We start from the raw sequence: 12,054 nt of genomic DNA on the forward strand, positions 1-12,054 counted from the left end.
ATGCAGGCTTTGCAGAACCGGGTTACATCAACAGGAGCCAGCGCGGCCAAAGCCACGGGAACCGATGATGCAACGCGAGAACGTGTCCTGCAAGCCGAACATCGGATGCGACGGCAGATCGGTATTGAGGAACAACAAGGCGTTCAGCGTGTATCGAGAGATCGGGAAAGGACGCTGCAGTACGAACAACGCGTGCGCAGGGAGATTGCAAGACAAGAAGTGCAGCAAGCCGAGCAACTCAGACGTCTTAACAACAACAGTGTGTTCAGCCGATCATCGCAATACGTCTTCTCACAAGCCATGTACTCCAGCGTTATACGAGGAGCTACAGAAGCGATTAGCGTGTTAAAACAATTTGAGTACGAACTTGTCAATGTACAGCGGGTCATGGGCGACACGGCTGATGTGGCGTTTGTTAAAGATTCGATGGTTGAATCAGCAAAAGAATACGGTTATGCACTCAATGAGGCGGCAAGCGTGTATACACTCATCGCGCAAAGCGGATTTAACGAGCGGGAATCGAAAGCACTCGCCACCACTGCCCTCATGGCAAAGAATGTCGAGCAATCATTCACGAGCGCAGCTCAAGCACAGGAACTCATGACCGGGGCTGTACTCAACTATGGTTTAGCTGCAGAGGACTCGGCAAGGCTACTGGATCGCATCAACGAAGTGTCGAACAACTACCCGACAACCTCGAAAAAGATTCTAGAAGGTATGAACCGAGTTGGAGCTGCTGCTAAAAACGCCAAGGTACCCATTAATGAACTAATTGGATACCTTACAGTACTTAATCAGGCAGGCTTCAGCGGTGCGAATGCAGGTAACGCAATCAAATCATTTATTTCATTTTCTAGTCGTGATATTGCGATCGATAAACTTGAAAAATATGTGGGCCTAATCAAGAAAGCAAACGGCGAAATGATGCCGTTCAGCGAAATTCTTGGCCGTGTCGCTACGAAATGGGACGGATTAGCGGATGCGCAGCGTCATGAGATCACACAGGCGATTGCCCGTGGAGACCAGGCGTCCAAGTTTATAGCGCTCATGAACAACTATAGTAAGGTTATGGAGATTGCTGAGACTGCTGAAAACTCTTTCGGTTCGGCACAACGGGAAAATGCACTTGCTATGGAAACGCTAGAGAAGAAATCGCAGCAACTTAAAGCTACTTGGGACGAACTCATTATATCTATTGGCGATAGCGGCCTGTTGTCGGCACTGAAAGGTATAACGGACACTACCAAGCTGCTAGTAGATGGTTTTAACTCCATTCCTGACCCTATTCGAAACAGTTTGACCTCGGCTTTAATGCTTGGAGCTGGGATAATGACACTAAACACGGGCATGAGACTCCTAACGGGACAATCAATCATAGCTATGGTCGGAGGTCTAGCGACTGCTGCAAAGTCGATGCTTGGGATGAAAGTAGCAACAGATGCGGCAACGGCAGCTCAAAGAGGTTTTATTGCAACTCCAGTCGGGGCTATATTGACAGGTATTTCGATAGCGTTAGGCGTTGCTACATTAGCTTGGAGCGGGTATGCAGGAGCTCAGAATCAGGCGGTAGATAGCACGAAGCAAGCGGAACGTGATGCGTATGCATTAAGCGAAAGATACAGAGAGCTTAAAGAAATTGTCGATGGTAATACACGCTCGGACCAGGAGATAAAAACCGCTAAAGTTGAATTGGCTACCGTTATCGAGCGCATGAGTAAGGTAATGCCGGAGATGATTTCGAAGTGGGACGAAAACGGCAAGGCAATTGATTTGAATATAGAAAAAATAAAGTCATTCTCGAGTGTGTATAAAGAAGCACTACGTATTATAGAAGCCGAAAACTTGAAAACCGCACAGGAAGAACGGGAACGTTTAAAATCTGATCTCGACTTCTTGAATGAGCAAGTAAATAATGGATCAAAGTCGTTTGGGATCTACGGAGAGATTTGGCGGAGCATTAAGGCGGAAATCACTAATATGCCTGCATTAAACATCGACCCTGATGATAATACGGTAGAATTTTCAACAAAAATTGTTGATGTTAGCGAACAAATTGGCGTGCTGGATGAGCGAATTAAAAACAGTCAGCAATCTTTGGATATGTTAGATGGCAAGCTAGGTTCCACTACTGATTCAACGGATGATTTTAGACTGGCTATGGCCGAATCTGCGAATGAAACCGAAGCAAACGATGACGCCATTGTCGATGTTGGCGATGCTCTAGAAGATTTGCAAAAAGAAATCGTTAACGTAAGTGGCAGCATTGCAGATTTGAATCAGTTGTCCGCCGATCTAGCCAAAGGGCAGTCACTTAATGCTGAAGCTGCAGAGACGTTGATCAATCAGTATCCTCAACTAGCTGCTAGTATTTATAAAACTGCAGATGGTTGGTCTTTCGAAGAAGGAGCTGTCGAATCGCTTCGACAATCGAAACTAGAATTGCTGGAGACGTCCCGGTTTACACAAGCCGGCATCACTTCTTCCATGTATACAGAGTTGGAGAAGCGCTTGGAGTACTACGGTGTCGAGTTGGATTCAATCGGAAGTTTAGCGGAAGCACAGTCCGTTATGGATCAAATGACAAAAGGAATGGGTGTTCATTCGTTATACGTGCCTGAAAGTGTACAACAATTAGCGAAGATTGTAGCCATTCGCGAGAAGTTTAGTAAACTCAGTGCCGATCCGAGCTATGGCGTGCAATCGGACAAGGCAAAGGACAGTAAAAGCAGCAAGAAAGAAGAAGATCCGTTAGCGAAGGCTTTCGCAGCATCGCAGAAGTGGATTGAGCATCAGAAGGCGATGGGGCTACTCTCGACTAAAGAAGAATTAACATCTTGGGAACGGGTACAGTCACAGTACGTTAAGGGAACTGAACAACGTATGGCCGCCGACGAGAAGGTATATGCGCTCAAAAAGCAATTAATTGAAGAAGCGAAGAAGTTGGAACAGGACACCTATAATGCTTCTGCTAATTGGATATCGCATCAAAAGGGAATTCGCGAGGTATCTGCTAAAGAGGAACTGGAATGGCTGAAACGGTTGCAAGGGAAATACAAAGTAGGATCAGAAATCCGTATGAGTTTAGATGAGCAAGTATACGCCGCTAAAAAAGCGGCCATACGCGAGACGATGGCATTGTCAGAGTCCTATATTTCTCATGAAAAAGCAATGGGTCGCATATCGCTTGAAGATGAACTCAAAGCGTGGTTACGCGTGCAATCCCGATATCTCATGGGAACAGAGGAGCGTAAGCGGGCGGATGAGCAAGTATACGCACTCAAAAAGAAACTCATCGAGCAGGAGACAGTAGACACCACAAAGCTAGTTACCGTCCAGCAAAAGGCACTTGATAAAGCCAAGAGCGATACAATTAAGCGCATTAACGAAGAGAAGGACGCTTTCGTTAATGCCCAGGATGCGAAGATCAAAGCAATCGAGGAGCTCATTGCTGCAATGCGTGAACAAAACGCTGACGATGACTACGAAAAGCAATTAGCGGAGAAACGGGCTAGGTTAGCGCTTCTACTGTCTGCTGTCGGACCCGAAGGAGTTAAGGAACGCAAGGAACTGATAAAAGAAATTGAGAAGATGGAGCTTGACCGTAGCCGAGATCTCGCTATTCGGAGCCTTGAGGCAGAGAAGAAGAAACTGGAAGAAGAGAAGGAGCTCAAGGTTACTTCTTATGAAGATCAAATCAAATCACTAGAAACACATTATGAAGCGTTGAACCAAGCGTTCAATGATTTCTCAGATGAAACCATCAAACAAGCTGACACTTTGAAACAACTTCAAATCCTGAAGGAGTCAGAGAAAAACGCCGAGATCCTAGCGCAGCTCGACGTCTTTATAGCTGCCTATCAAGCGAAGATGGGTAAGATCAGCAACCTGACCTTGAGCCAAGAAGAACGAGACCTGCAGGAGTATAACAATAATAAAGACTTGTGGGATGCGGCCAAGGCAAGCGGCGATAAAACCAAAATGGCAAGCCTGGCTGCTCGTAACAACGAAATCCGCGACCAATATAACATTAAGCAAGATACAGGCAAGCTGCAGCACTTTTCAGAGGGGGGAAAGGTGAGGGGTGTTCGCGGCCAAGCGGTGCCGGTCATTGCGCATGCGGATGAATTGATACTAAACGATCGTCAGCAAAGTAACCTCTTCAAATTACTTAACTTTGCCATTCCTAATCTGTCCTTTAAAATGCCAAGCTTCAGTATGCCAGCGGCTTCGGGGTCAGCGGGATCAGTCGTGAACCATAATCAGTATATCGTTTCCCATACGGGAGATGTGAACATTGATGATTCAGCCACAGCTAAAACCTATTGGTCGGAGCGAGACAGCGTAGTTCGACGTTTCCAATCGAGAGGAGGTAAATCAAGATGATTGAAGCTTACATCGATGGGATTCCTTGGTCCTCCCTTGGAATTGGCATCAAGAGGCGGGATATCCCTCCGTTGCCTGAAACAAGGGATTACACGGTACAGATCGCAGGCAGAGATGGTGAAGTGGATTTTGGATCTGAATACAGCCCTAGAATCATTACTCATGAGTGCGTTTTAATGGCGAACGACCCTACGTTAGATTATCAAGCGAAAGTCAGAGAAATTGCCCGCGTGTTCGACGCGAAGCGCGGGGATCGTACCATCACGTACAGCGACTTGCCCGGCAAAAGGTATCGCGCACGTTATGCAGGCACGTTGTCTATAGAAAAGATCATCTTTGACGGTATGTTCCAACTGCCTCTCAAAATGCATAACCCATTTCCGGAGAGCGACCAAGAAAATTTAGAGGAGCTTGTTCTTACACAATCCCCTCAAACATTAACGATTGAATCGGACGGCGATCTAAGCGCTAGTCCGATTTTTGTTTTAACGAACATAGGTAGTAACACTATTAACGGGTTCCAGATCAAAAACGAATACAAACTCGAATAGGAGATGAGTACACATGGCTATATCAAATTATCAAGCTGCACGAAATCTCAACGCTCTGCGCGGTGTCGCTTTTACTCCACCGAGCGCAGTCTACTTAGCCCTTTATACATCCAACCCTACAGCAGCTAATACAGGCTCCGAGGTAGCTGGTGGAGCTTACGCAAGACAATTGATAACGTTATCCGCTGCCGCACTAGATGCGGGGAAGATGGCTATCAAATTATTGTCGGATGCTCCATTCCCTGTTGCAACAGCTAATTGGGGCTTAGTATCACATGTAGGTGTGACGGACGCTCTAACGGGCGGTAACCTCTTGCATTTTGCCGAAATTGATTCAAGAACAATCCAAACCAACGATCGCTTCATTGCAGAGGCGAGCAAAATTTTGATTCGGTACGCGCAGTAGAAAGGAGAATATCATATGGCTAACCTATTACCTATGTATCCAGGAATAGCAAATAGTTATCAAACGGAGTTGTCTGCAGCCATCACTGCTGCAGTGACCACAATACCATTACAAAGCGTAGCAGTAACGATATTGCCAGATGGGCCGAACATCGCGGTTATCGGTACTGATGAGACTGCCGAAACGATTCATTACACAGGCAAGTCCGGAAATACCTTAACAGGCGTAACGCGCGGCTATAACGGAACGACAGCGCGAAGCTGGGCGTTAGGATCAAGGGTTGCTCGAATGTTCACAGCGGCAGATTGGGACTCTGCAAGGCAAAACATAGAGACACTAAATACAATGCAATCCGAAGCAGCAGCTTTTCAAACAACATTAAAGCGAGGATTGAACTCAATAAATGCATCTCAATCCTCACAAGCAGAGTTTGTTGTGCAGGGGAGGTCGCTTGTTAACTTATTAGGCAAAACAGGAAACTTTGAGCTTGATACTAACAGTGATGGCGTGGCTAACGGCTTTGAAGCAACTCTCAATGGAGCGACAGCATCGCTAGAATCGACAAACGTTAAGTACGGCACTAAAGCACAAAAAATCACTGCAAATGTTGGTGATACTAGCACGCTTAGAGAGATACGTAGTTCAAATCTACCGTTTGACGCAAATAAATATTATCTCGCTTTAGTTGATGTTGTTACAGATGGATCATCCCAAGCCAATTTACTAATGAATAATGGCAGTGCAAATTTAGGTAATGTCATTACCTCTACGAGCAAAGCCATTTATAAAAAGTGGCAACAAGTAACGGCAGCCACTAATGGTGCATTTAAAATAATGAATTTTAATAATATAGGCGTTACAGGCTGGGTTCAGTTTGATGGCGCAAGAATATTTGAAGTAACAGCAGCAGATTATGCAAAAATCGATGTTGATCCGGATTGGACAGGCGAAAAGCTTGCTGAAAAGTATCCATACGTCGACAGCGTGCAGCATTTGCAAGGTGGCGCTGTACGTACATTAGATTCTCAAAATATTCATTACGCTAATTTTCCTGTGCTTGTGGGTAATTTGGATCGGACTATCGTTGATACGTACGATAGCGCAAAAGGAGTCGTAACTAGAAAATGGAAAACGGGAGTATCACTTGACGGATCGTACCCGTGGACAGCATCGAGTTCGGGCACGGGATTTAAGGCTATCGGACTTGCCAATTCAGGCGGATATTTCGGAGACCGACTTCGAGGGGTTACAAATGTCCCGTATTGCAAGATGTTTGACGGCAGAATCATTCGCTTAGGAGGCACATCAAGTGCCGGTGATCTGATTAGCATAAGTTGGTGGCAGCATCTAACAGGAAATGATTTCTACCTATCACTATTCAACGCAGATACTGGTTGGGCTGATGGAGTTAGTCCGTCTGCTAATGCAATAAAAGCGGCGATGAATGGATGGAAAGCAACGGCAAACAACGGAACGACATATACCAGCTGGGTATCGATTCTAACGGGAGCAGCGCCTGCTACTAATACAGAAGCTTACTGCTCTGCAAATAAAGCTGCGGGCTGGACGGCGTGGGCTACATTAGATTACATGATTGCCCAATCCTTCGAAGAGACGGTTATCGGAGACAAAGGTGCAATCGCCCTGAAATCTGGAGGTAATCAGGTCGAGTTGTTGGATGGTTTTATTGTACGAGAAAAGATTGCTACACCATACCTATCATCGGGTTCTTATTATAGCAATATGTCGGCGCAGCCATCTACTAAGTTTAAAAATCGGGTAAAAGTCATTAGTGCGGTTTACAAAAATGGAATACTCGATACTAGGTGGGTTTTCGGTAATTACGTTTCCGAGAGCGACATCGCTCTTAGTGGCATGATGTTTATGTCTATTAGTGCAGCCAATTATGATCCAGCTGCTGAGTACAATGTAACTTATCAAGTACTGGATAATTACCTTTACACTTCATCTATGATTGAAACGACGATCATTTATCAATCCACACTAGGCAGCTCGGTGTCTAAAAATGTACAGGACATTACGGATTTAAAAACCCATAACGGTGTACAGGATTGGAAACTTTTGCTGGACGAAGCGTACGCTGCCAATACCAGATACGATCTTAATGCTCATGTCGGATCGCGAGGAAGCGCTCATGGTGTAGCGACTACAACTGAGGCAGGTTTCCAAAGTGCACCTGATAAGGTGAAACTTGATGGAATCGCGACGGGTGCAGGTAGCGCGGATAGCGCAACAGACACCGTAATTGGTACACGAACAATCGACGATACCGTTGTGGCTGCGACTGGCGCCGATACGCCTACAAGATTGTGGAGCAAGCTTGCTTATATGATCAAATCAATAACGGGGAAAGCTTTTTGGTGGAACCTTCCAGCAACAACACTGGAAGCAGCAAGCTTGCATATAGCAGCCACAACGGGTATACACGGGGCCGTGAGCACCGCTACTGCCAGTCGGATGATGCAACGTGATGTCAATAGTCGATCACAGGTGGCAGATCCAGTAGCAGCACAAGACATAGCGACCAAAAACTACGTCGATATAACCATACCTTGCGTGGTTGGATCGTATACGGGTAACGCCGCAGCTACTCGTGACATCACGTTACCGTTTACGCCGCGCTTAGTTTCAGTATTAAACAACGGTAACGGCTTTTATCAACCTTCAAACGTGCTGCTATGGGCATCTACAACCAAAAACGGTCATGATAACAGCAACAATCTTACGTTGTCAGTCGGGGCAAATAAGTTTGTAGTGCGCATGACAGGCTCGACAGGGAACGCAAACATCAATGGAGAGCTCTACGAGTATATCGCCTATAGATAAGGAGGACGTAATAATGATCGTACACGCAGACGGAGGATATGAGACAGGCGCATGGCTGACCGCTGAGACGTACCCAAGCTCATACTTTATTGAGGACCAATCAGAGCTTGCGGATAAAGTGAAGGTCCTGTATCCGTATTATACGCTTGATGTTGTTGATGGCGTGTTGGTTGACGTTACAGCCCGCGCGAAGACACCAGAAGAAATTGAGTTCGAAAGTATGCCGCCTTTGAAAACAGTAGAACAATTGCGAATCGATCAATTGGAAGAACAACTCGCCCTGCAGCAAACCGTCATTGATGCACTGGTATTAGACGCATTAGGAGGTGGCGGCGGTGTTTGAATCTCTAACACGGTTATGGGACGCACAAAAGGTAGATGAATCAACACTTCGCAGGGCGGTGTCTGTAAAAGGATGGATTACGCCGGAGCAGTACGAAGATATAACTGGCGAGAAATACGAGTAGGAGGAGCCCTATGTTTGGAGGAGAATTCAACCGACTACCGTTTAATCGCACAACATCGATTAGCATTTATGGCCGATCGGTTATGGAGTCAACAAGTGAAATGCCCGTTAGTTTGATTAGGCAAATAAATACGAAGGCAGATTTAGAGACGCTATCCCAAATGGAGGCGTCTTTTTTACGTACAATTACGGCAGCTGCTGAAATGAACATCATTACCGTAATGGAGTCTAGCTTCATTCGTAACATCGTTAGTGGTGGGTCCCTGATGGCTGCGATATCTGAAATGACAGCAGTGGGAAGTCGCTATCATGTTGAATTCATTGAGATTTCAGGCGCATTTGCTCCAGGTGATCGAATAGTGATCGATGCACAAAAGCTGAAAGTTACGAAAAACGGAGTAATTACAGGCTATAACGGTGAGTTTTTCGATTTCCACCCAGAGCGGAACAATATCGTATACACAGACTCGGCTTCTAATCGATCTGTTCAAATCCGATTAACATTTCGTGATAAATATTTATATTGAGGTGATTGCTTGAAAAGGCTAGCTCTTTACGATAAAAACCTTAATCATTTGGGAGCTGTGGCTGATGCTACAGAGATCGAGCGGCGCCGGCGAATCAACAGTGATTACGAATTGACTTTTCAATTACCCATGTCCAGTGAGGATTACAACATCATTCCGATTAAGGGTCATATCAAAGACGATCGCGGCCAGTATTACGTGATTAATGATAGAGCTCGGAAGCGGGAAGGCGTTAAGCGTATGGTGGAGTATGTCTGTACGCATGTCATGTTCAAGCTGGCTGATTTCAAATTCCCTTATGCTTCATACATTGATGAAGCGTATGGTGTTAATATTACAACGTTGCTTACGACGATATCAGCTGCGACAGGCGGTAAATTCAGTTTCACCGTTGATGATACTTTTGAGCTGAAGGACATCAAGGATTTCGGCAGAGGCGATTGCCTGCAAGCGTTAAATAAAGTGATTGATGCTTACGGGTGTGAGATCGAGCCGGATAACTTTGTCATTCATATAAAAAAACAAATCGGTATGAATCGCGGATATGAAGCGAGAATGAGAAAGAACATTATCAACATCAACTTCAAGGACAGCGCCAGCACGCTAGTAACACGATTGTTTTCGGAGATGAAGGATGGCCGGACGTTTATCGGGATGGCTGCTTCGAATCTAACGAGTGAGGAATATGCCCTATTAAATGCAGTGCCGGGTGCTATTGTTGGCGGGGTAGTCATGGTGAACTATCTGATTTCCCCATACGTTTCATATTGGTCCAATACAACCAACACATACTTTGATGGTGAGTATATCAACCAGGAGATCGAAGAACCTATTGAACTCCTGCAGGCAGTTCGCAAAAGCCTCAGAGAACGCGAGGTTCCAGCTATTGATGTACCTGTCAGCCTAGCTGATCTACATCGAATCGATATTACAGAGCCTGAAGCATTCCTTGGAGATACAATAAAAATTACTGACTCTGAAATGCAAGTGAATGGGATTACTGCAAGAGTGACAGAGCTCAGGGAGCCGCTATTCAACCCAGCGAAGCAGCCTGAAATGGTATTAGCCAATTACCTCCTAAGAGACTATGATGACATACTAGCGGACCTGAACGAATCAAAGCAGGTCGTAGATAACATCACCAGCGGAGGCAAGGTAAGGACTGGAGCCTTCGAAGCCTTTGCAGCTCAAGCCGTATACGACATTAACAATAGTAAGTCTGAGGTCATATATGACGAGCGAGGCATTGTGCTTCGAAGTAAACTGATAACAAATGATCAAGTTGTGCTGTCTTCCAAGGGGATGTATGTATCCCGAAATGGAGGCTTAACAGCCGATGCGGCCATAACCGCCGAGGGAATCTTAGCTCCGATGGTAATAGGCAAGCTCGGTAATTTCGTAGAGATCGAAATAGGGATAGGCAACAACGTATTTAAAGCCAATCAGAGCGGTATACATCTTGGTCATCAAGATTTTGGCAGTGCGCCGTTTCGCGTTAATATGGCCGGGCAGTTGAATGCAAGATTGGCAACAATTGAAGGGACCATACATGCAACAGGCGGATCGTTTGCAGGGAATATATCTGCTATAGGGACAATAACAGGCGGTACGTTGACAGGTGCCAAAATTCAAACGAAAGCAGCGGGCGTATATCCAAGGAGTGAGATGTCCAGCACAGGGGATCTATTCGGAGTTTACCAAACTGCTAACAATTACGCCATTTTCACAGCTGTTCGTGGATTTGGATCTAATCCTGCTCCAGCACTTGAAATGAACCAAGGCAGCGCAAATCTTGTTATAGGTCATGGCGTTGCATCATTGGCAGGAATGGGTATTTTGGCTAATAGTGATTTTGAGATTCAAGCTAGTGGAGGGATTTTTCTTTCAGGCATTACTTATGTTCAAAGTTGGTCTAATTTTCGCATGCTGAGTTTCCCTAGTCAATCATTACAACAAGCACTCGACGCTAAAGCTATATCAGGAACTTCGACAAGTCTTTCAGGTGGGCATAATCACGGAATTCCTGACGGAACTAGACTTGCTGTGGTGAATAGTTCTGGCGTAATTACAGGCAGTTTCATTTGGTCGGTGGCAGCAAATCATTCCCATATCCAAAACTGAGTGATATACTAAACTCAAAATTTTGGAGGTGAGGTTGCGGTATGAAAAAAGTTGTTATTGCATTTGTGGCAGGGGCGCTACTTATGGCTTCGGGACAAGTTATTGCTGATAGTGTTTCAAAGATCGGCAAAAAGATAGACGGAGAAGCGAAAGTGGTTCTCAACAATAAACCTCTCAGTAACGCTGTCATAAGCGAAGGTAAGAGTTATGCGCCGGTACGAGATATCGCCGAGGCGTTGGGAGCCACCACTTCTTATTCGAAAGGAGTGATTGTTATCGAAACTAAGCTGTCTAATGATGGGTTAGTAGAAAAATTGCGATCATTAAATGCAGAAAAGGCGTATGTTCAGAAAAAGATTTCTGAAACAGAGGCGAGTATTCATGAAATTAAAACAGTGACTATACCTTTTCGTGAAGAGCGAGGGATAGATACAGCAACTGGCGAGCTTCGTCCGGATTCTCTTGTGGTTATTAATGAATTAAAAGAAAGCGTTGCTAAGGCGGAAATTGAGCTGATAGAACTTAAGAGTAAACTCGTGGATATAAATAATCAGTTAAATGAATTGATTGAATAGATCACAAATCACATTAACAGCCCTCGAAAATTATCGAGGGCTGTTTTATATGAAGGAGATGTTTTGAATGGCTGATATTAAGAAAAAACTCGAATTGACGATTGATGTAGATAAGCCGGTTGAAGAGATTAAAGAATGCGTAATATCCATCTCGATGTTCCACGGATCCGAGCAACTC

9 protein-coding genes are annotated in these 12,054 nt (G+C 45.2%); all 9 read left to right on the forward strand.

The genetic code is table 11. The annotated features are described in order from the left end of the window. Nucleotides 1-4,383 (forward strand): phage tail tape measure protein (locus FGT79_RS30220; RefSeq protein WP_138756530.1); only part of this gene is annotated, 4,383 nt, incomplete at its 5' end. Then, a complete protein-coding gene (locus tag FGT79_RS30225; RefSeq protein ID WP_138756531.1) occupies nucleotides 4,380-4,934 on the forward strand; it encodes a phage tail domain-containing protein in 555 nt (184 codons plus the stop codon). The genes FGT79_RS30220 and FGT79_RS30225, both read left to right, overlap by 4 nt. 13 nt (nucleotides 4,935-4,947) lie before the next feature. Beyond that, the gene (locus tag FGT79_RS30230) at nucleotides 4,948-5,340 is read left to right on the forward strand and encodes a phage tail fiber protein (RefSeq protein WP_138756532.1); all 393 of its coding nucleotides are present in this window, start codon (nucleotides 4,948-4,950) and stop codon (nucleotides 5,338-5,340) included. A 15-nt stretch (nucleotides 5,341-5,355) separates the two neighbouring features. Continuing rightward, complete coding sequence (locus FGT79_RS30235; RefSeq protein ID WP_138756533.1) at nucleotides 5,356-8,187, forward strand: hypothetical protein; 2,832 nt, start codon at nucleotides 5,356-5,358, stop codon at nucleotides 8,185-8,187. A 13-nt stretch (nucleotides 8,188-8,200) separates the two neighbouring features. Beyond that, on the forward strand, nucleotides 8,201-8,530 hold the full coding sequence (locus FGT79_RS30240) for a hypothetical protein (RefSeq protein WP_138756534.1): 330 nt from the start codon (nucleotides 8,201-8,203) through the stop codon (nucleotides 8,528-8,530). Further along, complete coding sequence (locus FGT79_RS30245) at nucleotides 8,523-8,654, forward strand: XkdX family protein (RefSeq protein WP_171056532.1); 132 nt, start codon at nucleotides 8,523-8,525, stop codon at nucleotides 8,652-8,654. Before FGT79_RS30240 ends, FGT79_RS30245 begins: the two co-directional genes overlap by 8 nt. Before the next feature lie 10 nt (nucleotides 8,655-8,664). Next, nucleotides 8,665-9,180 carry a phage distal tail protein gene (locus FGT79_RS30250; protein ID WP_138756536.1) on the forward strand — a complete coding sequence of 172 codons (516 nt, stop codon included), beginning with the start codon at nucleotides 8,665-8,667 and terminating at the stop codon, nucleotides 9,178-9,180. A gap of 9 nt (nucleotides 9,181-9,189) precedes the next feature. Beyond that, complete coding sequence (locus FGT79_RS30255; RefSeq protein WP_138756537.1) at nucleotides 9,190-11,301, forward strand: phage tail protein; 2,112 nt, start codon at nucleotides 9,190-9,192, stop codon at nucleotides 11,299-11,301. A gap of 41 nt (nucleotides 11,302-11,342) precedes the next feature. After that, nucleotides 11,343-11,876, forward strand: coding sequence for a hypothetical protein (locus FGT79_RS30260; RefSeq protein ID WP_138756538.1), 534 nt, complete (start codon nucleotides 11,343-11,345; stop codon nucleotides 11,874-11,876). Nucleotides 11,877-12,054 lie beyond the last annotated feature (178 nt).

The organism is Paenibacillus sinopodophylli, from assembly GCF_005930355.1.
Lineage (GTDB): Bacteria > Bacillota > Bacilli > Paenibacillales > Paenibacillaceae > Pristimantibacillus > Pristimantibacillus sinopodophylli.

Excerpts from the sequence above, each read along its gene's own strand:
- FGT79_RS30250 (WP_138756536.1), top strand. The coding sequence starts at position 8,665 with ATGTTTGGAGGAGAATTCAACCGACTACCGTTTAATCGCACAACATCG.
- FGT79_RS30235 (WP_138756533.1), top strand. The coding sequence starts at position 5,356 with ATGGCTAACCTATTACCTATGTATCCAGGAATAGCAAATAGTTATCAA.
- FGT79_RS30225 (WP_138756531.1), top strand. The coding sequence starts at position 4,380 with ATGATTGAAGCTTACATCGATGGGATTCCTTGGTCCTCCCTTGGAATT.
- FGT79_RS30240 (WP_138756534.1), top strand. The coding sequence starts at position 8,201 with ATGATCGTACACGCAGACGGAGGATATGAGACAGGCGCATGGCTGACC.
- FGT79_RS30260 (WP_138756538.1), top strand. The coding sequence starts at position 11,343 with ATGAAAAAAGTTGTTATTGCATTTGTGGCAGGGGCGCTACTTATGGCT.
- FGT79_RS30230 (WP_138756532.1), top strand. The coding sequence starts at position 4,948 with ATGGCTATATCAAATTATCAAGCTGCACGAAATCTCAACGCTCTGCGC.